The 18,041-nt window shown below is 65.2% G+C and carries 12 protein-coding genes; 4 read left to right on the forward strand and 8 right to left on the reverse strand.

Annotation, left to right across the window (positions count from 1 at the left end; genetic code table 11):
- Positions 1–8 precede the first annotated feature (8 nt).
- From HNR13_RS20570 to HNR13_RS20590, 5 genes are read right to left on the reverse strand one after another with little or no spacing between them, the layout of a single operon-like run.
- Positions 9–1,769 (reverse strand): glycoside hydrolase family 13 protein, encoded by a 1,761-nt coding sequence (locus HNR13_RS20570; protein WP_179608776.1) that lies wholly within the window; start codon positions 1,767–1,769, stop codon positions 9–11.
- Positions 1,766–3,385, reverse strand: a complete 1,620-nt coding sequence (locus HNR13_RS20575) for a glycoside hydrolase family 66 protein (protein ID WP_208041633.1) — start codon at positions 3,383–3,385, stop codon at positions 1,766–1,768. The genes HNR13_RS20570 and HNR13_RS20575 overlap by 4 nt, the downstream gene beginning before the upstream one ends.
- Complete coding sequence (locus HNR13_RS20580) at positions 3,382–4,272, reverse strand: carbohydrate ABC transporter permease (protein WP_179608778.1); 891 nt, start codon at positions 4,270–4,272, stop codon at positions 3,382–3,384. The genes HNR13_RS20575 and HNR13_RS20580 overlap by 4 nt, the downstream gene beginning before the upstream one ends.
- Entirely contained in the window at positions 4,269–5,291 is a 1,023-nt protein-coding gene (locus HNR13_RS20585; protein WP_307794793.1) for a carbohydrate ABC transporter permease, read from the reverse strand. The genes HNR13_RS20580 and HNR13_RS20585 overlap by 4 nt, the downstream gene beginning before the upstream one ends.
- A gap of 4 nt (positions 5,292–5,295) precedes the next feature.
- Positions 5,296–6,585 carry an extracellular solute-binding protein gene (locus tag HNR13_RS20590; protein WP_179608779.1) on the reverse strand — a complete coding sequence of 430 codons (1,290 nt, stop codon included), beginning with the start codon at positions 6,583–6,585 and terminating at the stop codon, positions 5,296–5,298.
- A gap of 414 nt (positions 6,586–6,999) precedes the next feature.
- On the opposite strand from HNR13_RS20590, the gene HNR13_RS20595 reads away from it, so the two are divergent.
- The gene (locus HNR13_RS20595; protein WP_343063645.1) at positions 7,000–7,932 is read left to right on the forward strand and encodes an ROK family protein; all 933 of its coding nucleotides are present in this window, start codon (positions 7,000–7,002) and stop codon (positions 7,930–7,932) included.
- Between the two features lie 117 nt (positions 7,933–8,049).
- Here the strand turns inward: HNR13_RS20595 and HNR13_RS20600 are convergent, their stop codons facing one another.
- Positions 8,050–10,659 (reverse strand): glycoside hydrolase family 66 protein, encoded by a 2,610-nt coding sequence (locus tag HNR13_RS20600; RefSeq protein ID WP_208041632.1) that lies wholly within the window; start codon positions 10,657–10,659, stop codon positions 8,050–8,052.
- Between the two features lie 222 nt (positions 10,660–10,881).
- On the opposite strand from HNR13_RS20600, the gene HNR13_RS20605 reads away from it, so the two are divergent.
- Together HNR13_RS20605 and HNR13_RS20610 are read left to right on the forward strand one after the other, a co-directional pair.
- On the forward strand, positions 10,882–13,665 hold the full coding sequence (locus HNR13_RS20605; protein ID WP_179608784.1) for a glycoside hydrolase family 15 protein: 2,784 nt from the start codon (positions 10,882–10,884) through the stop codon (positions 13,663–13,665).
- A 178-nt stretch (positions 13,666–13,843) separates the two neighbouring features.
- The gene (locus HNR13_RS20610) at positions 13,844–13,981 is read left to right on the forward strand and encodes a hypothetical protein (protein ID WP_179608786.1); all 138 of its coding nucleotides are present in this window, start codon (positions 13,844–13,846) and stop codon (positions 13,979–13,981) included.
- Between the two features lie 37 nt (positions 13,982–14,018).
- On the opposite strand, the gene HNR13_RS20615 is transcribed toward HNR13_RS20610, so the two are convergent.
- Together HNR13_RS20615 and HNR13_RS20620 are read right to left on the reverse strand one after the other, a co-directional pair.
- Positions 14,019–14,243 (reverse strand): hypothetical protein, encoded by a 225-nt coding sequence (locus tag HNR13_RS20615; RefSeq protein WP_179603901.1) that lies wholly within the window; start codon positions 14,241–14,243, stop codon positions 14,019–14,021.
- A gap of 107 nt (positions 14,244–14,350) precedes the next feature.
- Positions 14,351–15,010, reverse strand: coding sequence for a glycoside hydrolase family protein (locus tag HNR13_RS20620; protein WP_179608787.1), 660 nt, complete (start codon positions 15,008–15,010; stop codon positions 14,351–14,353).
- A gap of 339 nt (positions 15,011–15,349) precedes the next feature.
- Between HNR13_RS20620 and HNR13_RS20625 the strand changes: the two genes are divergently transcribed.
- Positions 15,350–18,031: an AAA family ATPase gene (locus HNR13_RS20625; RefSeq protein WP_307794792.1), complete on the forward strand. Its 2,682-nt coding sequence runs from the start codon at positions 15,350–15,352 to the stop codon at positions 18,029–18,031.
- Positions 18,032–18,041 lie beyond the last annotated feature (10 nt).

The raw sequence follows: 18,041 nt of genomic DNA on the forward strand, positions 1-18,041 counted from the left end.
GTAGCGCGCTACCGAGCGTCCCGGACGAACACCTGAGCCTCCCACGGCCCCAGGCGCCCATCCACTCGCGGCACGTTCGCCCCGATGTTCCCGAGCACGGGCTCCGCATCTTCCCACGCCTCGGCCTCCGGCAGTTCATACGTCGCCGCTGTGCCGACGAGATTCGCAAGCACGAGAACCTGCCGCGCCTCCAGAGTCCGCAAATACGCGAACACGGTGGGATGCTCCCGCAGTAGGAGCTGGAAGCTGCCGTGCGAGATGGCACGTTCGGAGTGTCGGAGCGCGACGAGAGCCTGGTAATACGCGAATACCGACTTGGGATCGCGTCGCTGAGCATCCGCGTTGATCCGGTCGAAGTTCGGGTTCACCGGGATCCACGGCTCGGCCGTCGTGAAACCGGCGTTCGGCTCAGCCGCCCATTGGAATGGTGTGCGCGCGTTGTCGCGGCTCATGATGCGCAGGGCGGCGAGGACCGCATCCGGAGCGACGCCGCGCAGCTGCACGGCCTCGGCGTAGTGGTTGAGCGATTCGATGTCGCGGAATCCGGTGATGTCGGCGAACGGCATGTTGGTCATGCCGATCTCCTCGCCTTGATAGATGTACGGAGTGCCGCGTTGGAGGTGGAGGACGGTCGCCAGGGCGGTTGCAGATTCACGCCAGTGTTCGCCGTCGTCCCCGAATCGGCTCACGACGCGCGGCTGGTCGTGGTTGTTCCAGTACAGGCTGTTCCAGCCGGCCTCCGCCAGGCCGTCCTGCCACCGGGCGAACGACTCTTTGAGATCGCGGACGCTAGCGGAACGCGGGTCCCATTTGCCGCCCGGTCCGTGGTCCAGGCCGACGTGCTCGAACTGGAAGACCATGTCCACTTCCCGGCGCGACGGATCCGTGAACAGTTGCGCATCCTCGACCGTGACGCCCGGCATCTCACCGACGGTCAGGAAGGCGCCCTCGCGGTGCCCGAAGACGCGCTCGTGCATCTCCTGCAAGAACTCGTGGATGCGCGGACCCTGGGCATAGAAGGGGAAGCCGTCGCCGTAGAGGGCGCCGGGTGCGACGACGCCATCCGGCAGCGACGGCACCTTCGAGAGGAGGTTGACGACGTCCATCCGGAAGCCGTCGACCCCCCGATCGAGCCACCAGTTCATCATGTCGTACACAGCACCCCGGACCTCCGGGTTCTCCCAGTTCAGGTCCGGCTGCTTGCGCGAGAACAGGTGCAGGAAGTATTCGCCCGACGACTGGTCGTACTGCCACGCGGATCCCGAGAAGAACGACCCCCAGTTGTTGGGCTCCGCCCCCGGCTCGCCACCGGCGAAGCCCTCCCGGGGTGCACGCCACCAGTACCAGTCGCGCTTGGGGCTGTCGGGCCCGGACGCCGATTCGACGAACCACGGATGCTCATCCGACGTGTGGTTCACGACCAGATCCATGACGAGCTTCATGCCCCGCGAATGGATGTCCGCCAGCAGCTGGTCGAAATCGTCGAGAGTTCCATAGATCGGGTCGATCTGCTGGTAGTCGCTGATGTCGTAGCCGTTGTCGTCGCCCGGCGAGGCGTAGATCGGCGACAGCCAGATCACGTCGACACCAAGCTCCTCCAGGTGGTCGAGGTGCTGGGAGATGCCCCGCAGGTCGCCGATGCCGTCGCCGTCCGCATCCGCAAAACTCTGCGGGTACACCTGGTAGACGACGGCAGAGCGCCACCACGGATCTTCCTCGGCCGTCGTGCGCGGCGGAACCGCGGTCGGCAGGAGCGTGACGTCGGTCATTCCATTCCGTTCGGATCGAGATCGATGAGCACGAGCTGCCAGGTGCCGGGGACCGGCAGGGTGACCGTCGCGTGGGTGGTGCCGGCTGCGACGGGAACCTCGACGAGCCGCGGGGAGAGATCCGGGTCGGCGACGCGGACGCGGGGCGATGAACCGGCCACGCTCCGGATGCGCAAGACACCCTCGCCGATGGCGACCGGCGCTTCCTTGGGTCCGTCCCAGAGGGTGTCCGGCTGGCCGGCGAGGTTGATCAACTGCACCACGAGCCCGCGAGGGGTGCTCGTGACACGTCGCCAGACCGCTCCGGCTACGGGCTCGCCCGAGACCGGCGTTGCTGCATACGAGACGTCGATGTCGTCGTTGTACGGCCCCGCGTAGGAACCGGTGACATCGACGATGCGGGGGTCGAACAGCAGCTCGTCGTGCTCCACCATGAAGTCGTACCAGCGACGGAGTAGCTCAGCGGTCGAGGGCTCCACCGTGTGGTTGCGGACATAGTAGGGGTCCACCAGGATGCGGTCGGCCTCGCCGGCGAGGAGCTGGGTGGCCCCATGGGAGAACAGTGTCGCCATCGTGAACGCGGTCGCCCTGTCGGCCGCATCCGCTGGAACGGAGTCGTAGACATGCTGGTAGGCGGCGATGGCGACCGGTTTGCCCTCACCGGCCGCGCGGGCGCGTGTGGCGACCGCCGCCAGAGCGCCGAGGGTCACGTGCGGGTCCCACACCTCCACATACACGGCGTCTTGCGGGCTTGCGCCGGTCACCCACGTCGGGAAGTCGTTCACGTTGTTGAAGACAAGGTGCGCCTCCGGGAGGCGGTCGCGCACCCCGGCGATCAGCGCCTCGAACGAGCTGCCGACGTCGACCACCAGGCCGTCCGCGCGACGAGCGTGCTTAGGGTAGCCGTACTGATCGAGGTGGAATCCGTCGAAACCGACCGTCGCGATCGAAGCCGCGAGCTCCTCACGGAAGTGCGAAAGCCACGACACGGCCGCCGGATCGACGATGAACAGGAAGTCGCCGAGGGCGTACGGCGAGCCCGTGGCGTCGAGGAGCGCCCAGTCCTTCCACTGGTCCCACTCCTGCGGGCCGACGGCGTAAACGGCGGCATAGCCGAGCGCGCGAGCTCCGGCCGCGCGCACGGCGTCGGCGAGGCGGCGGACGGTCCCCAGGGCGACGGGCTGGCCGAGCGCATCCTCGTACTCCTCGCCACCGCCGAGCAGCTCGGCGTGGCGATAGGCCCAGTCGTAGAACTGCACGTCGGTGAGGTGGAGGCGGCGGACAGTGTCGGCGAGCCCCCGTGGATCCCGCCCGGGCGAGTAGTCCACGGTGAAGCCGTAGCGGATACGCGCGCCTGGGTCTTCGGTCACTTCGACCGCGGTTCTCGTGATGGATGCGCCATCCGTCCACTCGACCCCGTACCCGCCGGGAGCGAGCGAGCCGAGCGAGAGATAGCCGGCGCCCTCGGTCTCCCAGCTCCCCGCCTCGACGCCCAGGTGCCACAGCGTCAGCGTGCCCGGGCTGGAAGCTCCGCACAGTTCCACGCGGACATCCTCGCCCGCCTTGAACGAGGAGCGCTCCGGCAGCAACTCGGTGCGCACGATCGTCTCGCTCATCCCTTCACCGCCCCCGAGGTCAGGCCCTGCACGAAGTACCGCTGGAACACCAGGAAGACGACGATCACCGGGACGATCGCGATGATGGATGCGGCGAAGACGAGGCCCCACTGGGTCGCGTTCTCGCCCTGGAACAGCGCGATGGCGATCGGCAGCGTGCGGTGCTGCGGCGTGTTGATGATGGTGAGGGCCCAGGCGAACTCGTCCCAGCAGGCGAGGAACGTGAAGATGGTCGCCGTCGCCAGGGCGGGCTTGGCCAGAGGGATCGCTAGACGCCAATACCTCGTCCACGCATTCGCGCCGTCCACCTGCATCGCCTGGTCGAGCTCGTCGGGGATGGAGGCGAAGAATCCGCGCAGCAGGAAGGTGTTGAGCGCGAGCGACCCGGCGACGTAGAAGACGATCAGGCCGCCGAGCGAGTCGATCAGGCCGAAGAACTTCGCGATGACGAACTGCGGGATGATCAGCATCATCGCCGGCACGACCAGCCCGAGCAACAGGATGCGGAACATCCATTCGCGTCCGGGAAACCGGAACCGGGCGAACCCGTAGGCCATCATCGAACTGATCAGCAGCGACAGGGCCGTGGAGATGACCGCCACGATGACGGAGTTCACGAAGTAGAGTCCGAAGTCCTGCGTCGTCAACGCCTGGGTGTAATTCGCCGTGGTCGCCGGGTTCGGGATGAACTGCGGCGGAACCGTCAGCACGTACGCCTGGCTCTTGAAGCTGGTGGAGAGCATGTAGAGGAACGGCGTGACCATGACTACCGCCCCGACGATCAGGATGGCGATGCGAGCGGCGGTGCCGAGGGACCGGGCTCGGCGGGCGCCGAGCCGCCTGCCTGCTGGGGGCCCGGCTGCTGCAGCGGCGGCGGTGGCGGTCATGCGAGATCCTCTCCGCTGCGGTCACGGAACACGCGCAGCTGGACGATGGCGAGCACGAAGACGATCACGGACAGAATCACGGCGAGAGCGGAACCGTAGCCGAAGTCGAGGAACTTGAACGCCTGGCTGTACATGTAGGTGAGGACGACATCGGTCGCGCCGCCTGGTCCACCGCCGGTCATCAGGAGCACCGACGTGAAGACGTTGAAGCCGCCGATCACGAGCATCACCGTGACGAACAGGAGCGTGGGCCAGATGGCCGGGACGGTGACGGTACGGAAGCGTTGCCAGCGGCCGGCGCCGTCCATCATCGCAGCCTCCTCGAGCGCGCGGGGCACTCCCTGCAGCGCGGCGAGGAAAATCATCATCGACCAGCCAACGCCTTTCCAGACGCCCAGCGCGCAGATCGCGACCAGGGCCGTCCATCGGCCGGAAAGCCAGGAGACGTCGGAGTTCATCAGGTGCAGAAAGTCGTGCAGCGTGAAGTTGATGAGGCCGCCGTCGGCGAAGAGGTACTTGAAGAGCAACGACACCACGACCCAGCTCGTGATGACAGGCAGATAGAAGAGCACCCGGAACACCGGCTGGGTCGGGCTCTTCTGCTTGAGCAGAAGAGCGATGAACAAGCCGATGACGATCTGCGGCGGCACTGTGAAGAGCATGTAGATGCCGCTGTTCGCGAGGCTCAGCCAGAAATGCCCGTCCGAGAACGCCCGGATGTAGTTGTCCAGGCCGATGAACTGGCTTACCGCCCCGGCCACGATCTTCCAGTCGTAGAAGCTCATCTGCACGGCCTGAGCGATGGGGAAGAGGATCAGCGCGGCGAAGAGGAGAAAACCGGGGGCGATGAAGAGGTAGGGCGTCGCGCGCCTCAGCACGCGGCCGGCCGTCATCGGCCGCCGCGGTCGCGGCGATTGCGGCGCTGGCGGTGCCGAGTGGCGGCCGGGAGCGGTGGAGGGCCGCGGCGCGGCGGGGGTGCTCCCCGCCGCGCCCGCGGTGTCTACTCTGGTGGTGCTCACGAGGTCACTTGCCGGTCAGCAGCGGGTCGATCTGCTGGGCCGCCGTGGTGAGCGCATCCTTGACGCTGGTGGATCCCGTGAATGCCGGGGTCAGCGCGGTGTTGAGGATGCTGTCGACCTTCGCCCCCTGCGGGATCGCCAGGCGCGCTTTCGCCGTCTTCAGCTGGTCCGCGTACATCGTGTAATACGGATCGATGGCGGCCTGCTTTGACGCGTATGCCGGAATCACCGTCATCTGACCTGTCTTCGCCATGTCGATCTGGAACGACTCGGACTGCGTAAACCGGATGAACTTCTCGGCCGCGGTCTGGTGCTTCGAGGATGCGGTGAGCACGATGTCCTCGCCGCCCACGACGCTGGTCGACGGTCCGTCACCGTGGGGCACCGGTGCGTAGATCGGCTGGAAGTCCTTGTACTGTCCGCCCCAGATGCCCTTCATCCACGGGCCATCGAGGATGGTCGCGTACTTGCCGGTCGGCAGGCCGTCCGACGTGGAGGTCGCACCCTGGTTGCCTGTGATGAGGTTCGGGATTTGTCCCTCCTTATACAGATCGACGAGCATCTGGATGGCCGCCACCGACTTGTCGCCGTTCAGGTAGCCGGTGGCCTTGGTCAGGCTGGAGTTCGTGATGCTGCCGCCGTTCGACCAGATCCACGGGTAGATGTTCCAGCCGCCCAGCCCCCCGTCGGCGAAGACGGACATTCCGGTGCCCTTGAGTTTCGCCGCCATCTGCTTTAGGTCGTCGAAGGTCGCCGGCGGGGTGCTCATCCCGGCTGCAGCCAGAGCCTTCTGCGAGGTGATCAGCACGCGGGTGTTGGTGTCGAGCGGAAGCCCGTAGTACTTGCCGTTGTACTTGTTGGTCGAGAGCGAACCCGGGTAGGTCGCCTTCGAGAGGGTGCCGAAGTCGCTCATGCTGTCGGACAGCGGCGTGAGAACGCCGAGCTGGCCCAACTGAGGCACCCAGCCGATGTCGGACCGGACCAGGTCGGGCAGCGTGCCGCCGGCTGCGCTCGTGGTCAGCTTCTGGAGCAGGCTGTCGTACGGAATGTCGACGTAGTCAACCTTGATGCCGGGGTTGGCCTTCTCGAACGCGGGGATCAGTGTCTTGTTCAGTGCATCCTGCTGGGTCGAGTTGCCGCCGTTTCCATAGGATCCCCAGAAGGTTAGGGTGACGGGGTTGCTGGACGAGCCGTCGCTCGAGGATCCGGCCGAGGTGGATGAGCAGCCGGCCGCCACCAGCGCGATGGCCGCGGCCATTGCTGCTGACGTGGCCAGTGCGGTGGAACGCTTCATTGCAGTTCTCCTGTCAGAGGGTGACCGGAGCGCTCAACTCGAGCGCTCATCATGTGAATTATTTCTAGAGCAGAAAGAAGTCGGTGTCAACTTCGGGTTTTTGTCCACGTTCGTCCACCCCATTCGTTGATTGACGAAACAATCTGGCTATGCCACAGTGGGGGGACACAGAAAGGGGTCGGCGTGACGATTAGCGCTCCCTCATGGACACCCGGGACGGGTGCCTCCCGTTCGGTCGCACTCGAAGTGCTGATCAATGGGCCCCTCTCACGAAGCGACATCGCACGTCGGCTCGATCTCTCCCCAGGATCGCTGACGCGCCTGAGCGCTCCTCTCATCGAGAGCGGGCTGCTGGTCGAGACCGGCGAGCTCACGGAGGGTCGCACCGGTCGCCCATCCCGCCCGCTCGACATCGTGGCGGACTCCCGCCACTTCATCGGAATGAAGCTCACGGCCGATGACGTCCAGGGCGTCGCCACCGATCTTCGCGCCAACGTGATCAGCGCCGACCGCGCATCCTTCAGCTCGCGCGACCCGGAGTCGGTGGCGGATGCGATCGCCCAGGTCGCCGACCGGCTTGCCGGCACAGTCCCGGGGGTCACCGCGCTCGGCGTCGGCCTTGGCGGCCGCATCGCCCACAACTCCACCGTGGCGAGTGCCGCCTTCCTCGAATGGGAGGGCGTCCCGCTCGTCGACATGATCGAGGCGCGCACCGGCATCTCGACGATCATCGAGAACGACGTCGTCGCCTTCACCGAAGCCGAGCACTGGTTCGGCTACGGGCGCGGGCTCGACCGTTTCGCCGTCATCACCCTCGGCGTCGGCATCGGGTACGGCCTCGTCATCCACGACGGCATCGTCGCCGACGAGGACACCGGCATCGGACTCATCGGACACTGGCCACTGGACCCATTCGGCCCGCTCTGCCCCGCAGGCCACCGAGGATGTGCACGCAGCGTTCTCACCCAAGGAGCCATCACCCACGAAGTGAGCGCGGCGCTCGGACGCGAGGTCGGGTACGACGAGGCGCTCGACCTGGCCGTGGCCGGTGAGCCCGCCGCTCGCCGCGTCGTCGACGATGCCGGCCGGGGCCTCGGCCGCCTCCTCGCCGCCATGGCCAACCTCACCGTCCCCGAACGCATCATCCTCGGCGGCGAAGGCGTCCGCCTGTTCGAGATCGCGCGCGAGGCCGTCGACCAGGGAATCGCAGCCGACCGCGACCCGCGGGCGAAGCGCCTCGACCTCGTCGCCACCTCCGGCGACAACCTCGAATGGTGCCGCGGAGCCGCCGTCATCGCCATCCAGACCTACGTGCTCGGCACGCATCCCGGAGCGGAAAGGCGCTGACGCGCTGACGCGCTGGAGCGTTGACGCGCAGGGGCGCTGAAGCGCGCTCTCGCGCTCCAGCGCCCCGTCCGGAAGGCAGCCCACGGACGAAACCGCGGGCTGCCTACGGACTCGCAGTCAGGGTCCGACCGTGATGTTGTCGAGGTTGATCGCTCCCACTCCCCCGGTGCACCAGATGACGACCGTATGGAGGCCCGGTGTGAGGGTGACCGGTACGGACAGGGTGGTCCAGGAGTCCCAGGTGCCCTGCGCAGGGAAGGTCGGCGTGGCTACCTGCTGGCCGTCGACGGCGACGATTCGCGTAGCCGTGGAGCCACCGTTGCCGTACCGGAGCGTGAGGTGGTAGTTGCCACTCGTCGCTGCGTTGACGGTGAAGGACACGCCGCTGTTGGTCTGATAGAAGTTGTCGACGAATCCGTTTCCGGTGTAGCCGGCGTGGTTGGTGTTGGTGGTGACGTTGGTCAGCACAGCGTTCTCGGCCTCGTATTGGTTGCCGCTAGGCGTGTTGAAGCCGCGGTCGATGTAGATCATGTCCCAGGCATTCAGCTTCGGCACGGTGAAGCTGATGTAGCGGCCGTTGCCATCGGTGCCGATGGTGTAGCTCAGGTTCGTGCTGGCATCGTTGTTGCTGTCCGGCGAGGCGACATGCACCGCCGTCGGGGTCTCATCCGGCCCGATGTAGTACTTCACCGCCAGGTTCGTCTGCGCAGGCGGCGTGGCCTTACCCGCTTCGCGCCAGGTGTTGTCGTTTCCGAGCAGGTTGACGAGCTGAACGACATCGTCGCTGGAGGTCTTCTTCAGGTCGGTCCAGACAGTGTTCGCCGAAGCGTCGCCGGAGGTCGCTATGCCTGCGATCGAGAGGAGCTGCGACCCGGAGTCGACGGAGTGCACATCCGGGCCGTAGAGAAGGTTCTCGTATGCGGTGATGAAGTCGTAGTAGTTCTTCTCCCACGCGCGCAGTGCGTTGGTCATCTGCTTGTCGTGGTCGGGGAAGTAAGGCGCAGACAGCATCGAGTCGCCTTGCGCCATCCCGATGTTCGTTGCACCGGAGGCGGCGATGGCGGCGTCTTCGAGTTCGACGGAGTTGGTGTCGAGGGTCCCGAGGACGAGATTGTCGAGGTTCACGAATCCGGTGTTGCCGCTGCCGACGGAGATGGTGACCGTATGCGTGCCCGCTGTGAGAGTGGGCGTGACGATATCCGCGTCGTAGTGCCAGTTGTTCCAGTTGCTGTCGGTGGGCATGGTGACGTTGCCCAGGGTCGTTCCGTCGACGGCGACGCTGCGTGTGGCGTCGCCCGCTGCGCCGTTCGCGTACCGGAAGACGAGGCTGTAGCGGCGGGTCTCGGGGGCGGTGATCGTGAACGTGACCGTGTCGCCGGTGTTGCCGTAGTTGGCGACGAACCCGGTGCCGGTGTAGCCGGCGTGGTCGGAGTTGACGGTGAGTCCGCTGCTCAGGCTCGCGTTCTCGGCTTCGTACGTGGGGCCGGCGTCATCCTTCGTGTTCGGGTAGGCCGCGATGACCGAGGGAATGCCTGCCGACTCCTGCTTCTGCGTGTCGAGGTAGGTCTTCATCGCCGAATAGGTCTCATGGTTGTCCCAGAGCTCGCTGTACAGGTAGTCGGTCTGCTTTCCACTGGCGACGTTGTCGCCGCCGTATCCGTCGACAGCGTTGAACCCAAGCGCCTTGCCCGTGCCGAGCGCGGTTCGGGATGCGGCCACGAGTGAGGCGAGGCCCGACGGGAGATCGACGGGGTTGTTCGAGGTGTCGGTCATCGCGCCCCAGTTGCCAAGCTGGTCGAGATGCACTCCGTCGAACCCCATCGTGTTCGCCTCGTCGACGTACTTGGCGGTGATGTAGTTCTGCCAGCTGGTGTTCGCGGGGTTGAACATGTAGAGGTTCGTGTTGGGTTGGTTGGGCTTCATCTCGAAGGCCCACGGCTGGCCGGTGGACGCGTACTTCAGAGCCCAGTTCGGGTCCACCCCCGACACACTCTGGTAGTTCTGCAGGGCTGCATACGACATCGAGTACGGCATCGCCGCGGCGCCGTCGTTGTGGACGGCGGAGATGTAATTCTGGACGGTCATCGGCGAGATGACGTCGCCGTTCCAGGCGGTCCAGGTCGACGCGAGGGTGCCGTTGGCGTTGCGTTGGATCGGGTTCTCGTGGCGCCACATCCAGTCGTAGAACTGGAAGGCGTTGATGTGATATTCGCGGACCAGCTGATCGACGTCGGCTTGCGCTTGCGCCGTGGTGGTGCCGGACGGATACGTGGTGAGGGCGGCGAATCGGGGGAAGTGCTTCCAGTCACTGGACACGTCGATCGCGGTCTGGGTGGTGGATGCTCCCGCAGTTACTGTGACCAGGTATCCGGTGAAATCCGTGCTCGGGGCCGTGGTGTTCCAGGTGACCGATTGGGTTCCATTGGCTACCACATTCGCTGTCGCTGTCCCGGTGGCCACGGTGCTGCCGAGGTGCGACACCGTAAAGCCGACAGGACCAGACCAGGAACCGGCACCACTGGTCTCGGCGACGACTGCTGTCACGGTGACGGACGAGCCGGGCGCGTACCGGGCCTGGTTGACGTAGGCGCTAGTGAGAGTGGGGGTTCCCCCGGATGCGTATGCGGCGGACCCGACGAGGAGGGAGGCAATGGTGGCGGCTGCAACGAGGCTGCCTGTCAGGACGTTTCGAAGGCGCCGTCCTCGGACAGCGTGGGTGTGTGACATTTCGTGCTCCTAAGGCGTGACATCGTTGTGCTCCTAAGGGGGTCGAGCAGTTCACATCATGACGGCGTCAGTTAGTTCTGTCAATCAAATATGTCTGGACCGCCTCCTCGAGCTTCTCCCGCCCCAGCAATCGGGCATTGGGGCATTTATTTGCTTGACAGAACTAACCGACGGGGTCAAGACTCGCCCTGTTCCCATCCCCAGTCGACCAAGGAGGCGTCGATGAAAGACAAACTCACCTCACGACTAGCGCCCGTCGTCGTGCTCGCCCTGCTCGGCTCTACCGCGCTCAGCGTGGTCGCGGCACCGACCCACGCTTCAGCAACGTCACCTACGCAGCCCTCCACCGAGACCGCTCGCAGCCTCTACATGAACAACTGGACGGACACGACGGGCATCTGGATGGCCCCGCAGCTGGCCCAGACCGACTCGAATACGCAGTACGGCCCGCGACTCGGCGAACTCCACTACTCCCCCACCGGCGCGACCTCCGCCTCCGCGGTCAACCAGATCGTCGACTACACCGGGTTCTTCCGCGACGAGACGAACGGCAACAAGTACGACCAGGTCCACAATTTCGGTAGCGCGACCGGCTACCTCGACTCGGGCGGCGTCCTCCGGAGTGACTACGGCGCCTACAATGGGTCAGCCACCACCGTCACCATCGGCCGGGACTACGCGTTCGTCCCGAACCAGCATTTCGTCGTCGTCCAGTACCGTCTTCACAACCCGGGCACAAGCGCGGTGAACCTGAACGTCCTCGACGCCGTCCACCTCAACAACACCGGATCTTCCGGCCAGAGCGTCGCGGCATCCTGGGATGCGACACGCAACGCCGCCGACGCGGACATGTCGGCCAGCGGTCAGTACCACGTGGCTCTCGGCGCGCTCGACGGCGCCGACGGGCACCAGGTCGGCGACGACACCAACTCCACCCTGACGAGCGCGACCGTCGCTCCCTGGTACACCTTCGACAACAACGGCACACTGGCGAACAACAGCTCTGTCAGCGCGATGAACGTCGACCTGGCCATCAACAAGAAGGTCAACGTTCCCGCCGGGGGCGACGCAACCGCCTCCTTCTACCTGGCGATCGCGGACACGGCCAGCAACGCGAACGCTGCTGCCGACGCGGCGCGGGCACAGACCGGAACCTACTGGCTGAACAACACCACGACGGCATACTCCAACTGGCTCGCAGCAGGATCCCGTACGACTAGCAACTTCACGGATACCGGACTTTCGACGGCATTCGACCGGGCGCTGGTCTCGATCAAGCAGTCCCAGAGCCCGGTTCTCGGCGTATGGCCGGCCGCGACGAACCCGATCGCCTACGGCTACAAGAGCTGGGTTCGGGACTCCGCGGTCACCGCGCTCGCTCTGGACAGCTCCGGACATCACGCGGAGGCCGACAAATACTTCCGATGGCTGGCGAGCGTCCAATACGCCGACGGCTCCTTCGGGACGACCTACGACAATTGGACCGGTCAGCACGTGAGCTTCGTCGAGCCGGAACTCGACAGCGTCGGCATCTTCCTCATCGGCGCGTATCGGCACTGGATCCAGACCGGTGACACCGGATTCCGGGACGCCGTCTGGCCGGAAATCCAGAAGGCCGCGAACTTCGTATCGAACAACATCGCGAGCAACGGGCTCGGCCCGAAGGACGCGTCCATCTGGGAGGAGACGCAGGAGTACAACGCCTTCACCCAGGCCCTCTACGTCAGTGGCTTGTGGGCTGCCGAATCCGTCGCGCAAAGCAAGAGCGACACCACGGATGCGGACACCTGGAGCCATGCCGCAGGATCTATTGCCACCGCACTGCAGACGAGTTCGCTCAACTCGCCCGCCGGCATGTGGAACTCGCCGGACGGCTACTACAACCGAGCGGTGAACGCCGACAACACGGCCCGGACTACGATCGACTCGTCGTCCGACATGCTGATGGTCTCGGGGGTGGTCGACCCGAGCAGCAGTCGTGCCGTCTCGCACTTGTCGAAGATCATCTCGACCCTGACCCACGACACCTACGGGCTGGCGCGGTACCAAGGAGACAACTTCTACTACACGTCGCCATACAGCCCTGCGGGCAACGAAGCGCTGGCCGCTGAACCGTCCTGGCCGCAGATGTCGATGTACGCGGCGATCGACGACACGTACACGGGCAACACCACCGACGCTCTCAACCGGCTCACGTGGTACGTCACGCGCACCGCAGGGGGCTACATGCCTCCCGGGGAGGCCGTCTCCAATGTGAGCCAGAAGCCGATCATCTCCACGATGGTGGAACCGGTCACCGGCGCCTGGTACGTGCTTGCGGCACTCGTCTACACCCACCAGGCGGACACTCGGACCTACGCGCCCATCAGTGACGCCGGCTCCAACGCCAGCCTCACGGTGAGCTCGGGGACAACAGGAGACTGGCCCCAGTGGAACCCGATCCCGTACTTCGTCTCGAAGGTCGGGAACGAGGCCAGCAGCGATGCGAAAACAGACATCAAGAACGTCGCCATCGCCAACGATGCCAACAACATCTACATCCGCATCGACAACGCGTCGGGGACGCTCCCCGGCTACAACACGACGCCGAAGTTCGCCGTCAACGTCTATGCCGGCGACTACTCGGGCAACAGCTCCACGGCGACGAGCACAACCGCGATGTACGGCGCGACTCTCCCCCGACCAGCTGCGTACATGGTGGGACGGTGGTCGGACTCGACGAACTACGCCCACTTCTCGGTCAGCGGAGGAGCGTGGACGGCCGACTCTTCGATCACGTCCGTCATCGCACCGCAATGGGATCCGACAACGGGACGCATCGAGGTCGTCATCCCGCGCAGCGCGCTCACCAGCGGAGCCGCCGCCGACGGTTCGGTCCAGCCGATCACGATCGCGCTCGTCCGCCAGAATCCGACGACCGGTGCGTGGTCGGAGGATGACCAGCTCAGCCTGCGCTACCGACTGACGCCGACGAATACCGCCTGGATCTACGGCAACGTCCGGTAGCGAGTAGGTAGCGAGGTGGGCGAGGTGCATTGCACCTCGCCCACCTCGTGTTTCAACGGCCTGCGTTGATGTCCGCCTCAAGGAAGTCGTGGATGCTGCGCCTCGAAGGTGACGATACAGCCTGGCCCTACGGTGGTCTCAAGTCGGATAACCACCCGGGACGAACTAGGGGGGTTCCGTGACCAGTACCTCGCGCGGCCACAGGGGCGGCCAGTGGATCCATCTGTTGTGGTCGATGGCGAGCGCCCTCCTCGACGTCCGCAAACCCCTCACCGAAAACCAGATCACGACCATCGCGGGATGGCGCCACCTTTGAGGCATGAGTCGTGTTGAGCCTTGATCCTCGGGGCCGTCTAGCGATCGCCCAGTGGCCCGATGATGCGCCTCGAGGGTCGGTGACGACGTTCTGTCTCGAGCACGGGATCGCCCGGAATACGTTCTATGCGTGGGAGGGCGGTGAATTTCCGCGCGATATACCAGGTTGCGATGCCGGCGGCGAAGGTGTCGGTCATAGTACGGCGGATGGTGATGGCGGCGATGGCGAAGCTGTTGGGGAGATGGTTCCGCAGCAATGCCATCCCTCACCTCGGAATGCCTTCGTCAGCGCTCGCTTCCACCAAGATCGCGGGTCTATGATGCGGGAACGCCGCGCTCAGTCGCCTGCGCTCTGCCGCGGAGATCCGGATCACCGAGCCATGACGAGCTCCCGTCGGCAACCGCGCGTCCGGAACCCACTACCAATCCCCCGCATGCGGATTCCGACTGCGGTACAACTGGTACCCCGCAGCTCGAATTCGTCGAGCAGCAGGTAAGCGAACCCGTCGTCGATACCGGTGAAGGTGGCCGGACCTTCGGCACGCGCCTGGTGTTCGCTGCCGAGCTGGAGTGCGACCGTCTGAGCGGCAGTAGTATCGAAGGACGCGGCTCTGTCCTGACGGACCAACTGCGATCTGGATGCCGGGTCATCGGTGAGCGAATTCGCCGTGAACCGCGAAAGTTCACCGCGCCACTCCAGAAACGCGGCGTCGATGACGTCGTGACCCGGATCGAAATACGTGGTCGGCTCCGAGAAGGCAGCGAAGAACCGATCCGCCTTCACGGGCGACACGGCTGGGGTGATGGTTTCGACCCAGCCTGCGTCGGCCGCGCCGGTGTTTGCCTCGGCTATCTGGGACAGCAGCTGCTGGGCGAGCAGCTGCTGGGCGACACCATTTGCATCCGGCGAGCCCGTCGCTTCGAGCATGCGAGCCAGCGAGAGGTTCTTCAGAATGGCCAGCGACGCCGTGTCCAATCCAGCTTGCTCGGCGAATGTTGCGAAAACGTGCGAGCCGGCGGGATGTTTCATCCACGCTCCGATGGTGCTATTCGCGGTTAGTGCGGTGGACTTAGGTCAGGCTCTTCACGGTCGCTCGCAAGCCGGGTCCGATCGGAGAGTTGGGAGACGCCCGACTTGACCTACGCATGCAGAAAAGGACCTAAGCAGTGAACGACCAATGAGCCGTTAACGGAAATCTGGAGCAGTGCCACGAGCCCAGAGACGAGGCGTAGCACGGGAGGGAACCTAAGCGGGGGAAAGGAAGCGGAAAGAGCTGATGCACGCAGGCACTTTCTGTGAAATGCGAGTATCCTGGGCGGCATGCGCGGGGGCGTAGCGCGGTGGAAACGAGGGGTTGCCTCACAGGGGGTGAGGCAAGCGATCGCTTACGCGTTCGGCGGTGTCTGCGACTCTCACCTGACCGCGAGGACCGCGCAAGGGGTGCTCGCGGCGGCGGATTACGCGGGCGCGGTGATGACCCGGTACATCGTGGAGAACGGGTCCATCCGCGATGATCTGCTCACCCGGAAGCAGTTGCGCACCTGGGTCGATGGCGGCGACCCGCTTACCGGAGAGCATCGCGGGTTCGAGATGTCCTCCCCGAACGCGGATCTGGTGTTGGATGCGACGATCAACGCGCCGAAGTCGTTCAGCATCGCGGCGATGCTGGACCCGGAGTTGAACGCGGCGTACGAGGACCTCCAGGACCGGCTGCGGGACCGGATCATCCACCTCTGGCAGGAGGAACTCAACGCGCGGCGTGGGAAGGGCGGCTGCATCCGGGAAGACCTTGCTCGGGTCGAGGTGGTCGAGCTCAAGCATGAACGCTCCCGGTCGCTGGACCCGCACAAGCACCGGCACCTGTGGTTGAACGTGAAAGTCCAAGGCATCGACGGGAAATGGTCCAACGTGGACACCCGGGTGGCGTTGCGGTTCCAAAACGTCATCAACGCTGAAGGCGACCTCGCCGCCCGCACCGACCCCGCATGGATCACCGCCCTCGCCGCGAAAGGGTTCACTCTCAACGAGGATGGGGAGATCGCCCAACTGCAGCACCTGGTACGGCCGTTGTCGAAGCGGTCCGCGCAGATTGAAGCCAACAAGATCGCCCGCACCGCTTGGTGGAAGCAACAGCACCCCGGACAGGAACCGTCCCATGACGTCTTGAACCAGATTGACCGATGGGCCTGGGCCGCGGGCCGACCGAACAAGCCCGGCGATCTGGACGAAGACGACTGGGCCGAGCTTGTCCGCGACGAGCTTGCCACCGCCGACCCCGCACTCCGCCTGGAGCGCGCGGCCATCGACACGTCTTCAGCATCGATCGCGGATCTCGACATCGAGCTCCTTGCCGCCAGAGCCATCGTCGATGCTGACGCCCGATCGACCGGCACCGGTGGCCGGTTCAGCATGATCGACGTCCGCGCCGGCGCAATCCGCGCCCTCGCTGCGACCGGCGTCATCGCCGAGCGGACGGAACTTGCGACCGCAGCCGAGCAGGTCATCGCCGCAGCACGAGCACACACCGTCACACTGGTCGACGAACCCGATGTACCCGCGCACATCAAGTCCAGAATGGCCACCTCTACGGCAGCGCTGAAGGCCACGATTGCCAACCGAATTGAAGCACTGTCCGCGCCCGGCGCCGCGGCCCCCGTCGAGGAGATCACGGCGATCGCTCACGCGCTCGACCCCGAGCGAGTCCTGGACACCGATCAAACCGATGGCGCATCCGCTATTGCCGGGACCGCATCCGTCGTCGCCATCACAGGAGCGGCCGGCACCGGCAAAACCACCATGCTCAAGGTCGCCGGCGCCACCCTGCGACGCCACGGGCGAAACATGATCATCGTCGCCCCCACCAAGAAAGCCTCCACCGTCGCCGGACGCGAAACCGACGCGGCCGCCTCCAGCCTCCACCAGCTCCTTCACGACTACGGCTGGCGATGGAGCACCGGCATCGCCGGCAACACCGAGTGGACACGCCTCAACCCAGGCGACACTGACCCATCAACCGGGCAGCAATACCAGGGCCCGCGCACCCGGATCCGCCCTGGTGACCGGATCGTCGTCGATGAAGCCGGCATGCTGGACCTTGAAGCCACCAACGCCCTCATCGACATCATCCACCGCACCGGCGCTACCGTCGCCGTCGTCGGTGACGACTACCAGGCCCTCCCCGTCGGGCACTCCGGCGCAATGGCCCTCTTCCGCCGGTCAGCATTCGAGAAGATCGAACTAACCGAGATCCACCGCTTCCGTGACCCCGAATGGGCTGACCTGTCCGCGCGCGTACGCGACTCACGTGGTCTGGCGGAGTCTCGAGCGATCGCAGAAGAGATCGAACATGCGGGGCATCTCATGCTCGTCACAAGCGAAGCTGAAGCACACCAAACGATGGTCGCCGCGTGGCTCGAGTCATCGCGCAAGGCTGAGACGATCGCGCTAGTCACAGGTACGCACGCAGAAGCCCAACGGATCAACGAAGCGATTCAGGCCCGAAGAATCGAGTCTGGAGCTTTGGACACACGAACTTTCGCAGTGGGCCAGTCGGAGCAGCCGGTGTTCGTTGGCGATGTGGTTCAGACCCGAAGGAACGACAACGCATCCGGAGTAGAGAACCGTCAGAACTGGATCATTAGGAGCATCACGGACGAGCACCTCACACTGGCGTGCACTTCCGACTCAAGCTCGCTACGACGGATCACTCGCGATTACGCAAGCGCCAACCTTCACCTCGGCTACGCCAGCACCGTCTACGGCGTCCAAGGCGAAACCACCGATCGCGCCATCGTTGGTCCCGGCGTCGATGCCGCCGGCCTCTACGTCGGGCTTACTCGCGGACGGTCGCGAAACGATGCCCTCGTCATCGCCTCGACGATCGAGGCCGCAAAAGAGGAACTGGCCGCCACGATGCAGCGACAGCTACGGGAAGAAACCATCGAGAAGTCTCGAATCGCCGCTCGGGAAGAATTGGCCCGTGCCGCGAGAAACGGCGCCGCAACACCAACGGCGAGCGTCGACGCATCGTCGCCCACATTGTCTCGATGAGCCGGCGGCC

The sequence above is a fragment of the Leifsonia shinshuensis genome (assembly GCF_013410375.1).
GTDB classification, from domain to species: domain Bacteria; phylum Actinomycetota; class Actinomycetes; order Actinomycetales; family Microbacteriaceae; genus Leifsonia; species Leifsonia shinshuensis.

Coding starts and splice junctions, on each gene's coding strand:
- HNR13_RS20570 (WP_179608776.1), bottom strand. CDS start 1,769: ATGACCGACGTCACGCTCCTGCCGACCGCGGTTCCGCCGCGCACGACG.
- HNR13_RS20575 (WP_208041633.1), bottom strand. CDS start 3,385: ATGAGCGAGACGATCGTGCGCACCGAGTTGCTGCCGGAGCGCTCCTCG.
- HNR13_RS20580 (WP_179608778.1), bottom strand. CDS start 4,272: ATGACCGCCACCGCCGCCGCTGCAGCAGCCGGGCCCCCAGCAGGCAGG.
- HNR13_RS20590 (WP_179608779.1), bottom strand. CDS start 6,585: ATGAAGCGTTCCACCGCACTGGCCACGTCAGCAGCAATGGCCGCGGCC.
- HNR13_RS20600 (WP_208041632.1), bottom strand. CDS start 10,659: ATGTCACACACCCACGCTGTCCGAGGACGGCGCCTTCGAAACGTCCTG.
- HNR13_RS20605 (WP_179608784.1), top strand. CDS start 10,882: ATGAAAGACAAACTCACCTCACGACTAGCGCCCGTCGTCGTGCTCGCC.
- HNR13_RS20615 (WP_179603901.1), bottom strand. CDS start 14,243: ATGGCATTGCTGCGGAACCATCTCCCCAACAGCTTCGCCATCGCCGCC.
- HNR13_RS20620 (WP_179608787.1), bottom strand. CDS start 15,010: ATGAAACATCCCGCCGGCTCGCACGTTTTCGCAACATTCGCCGAGCAA.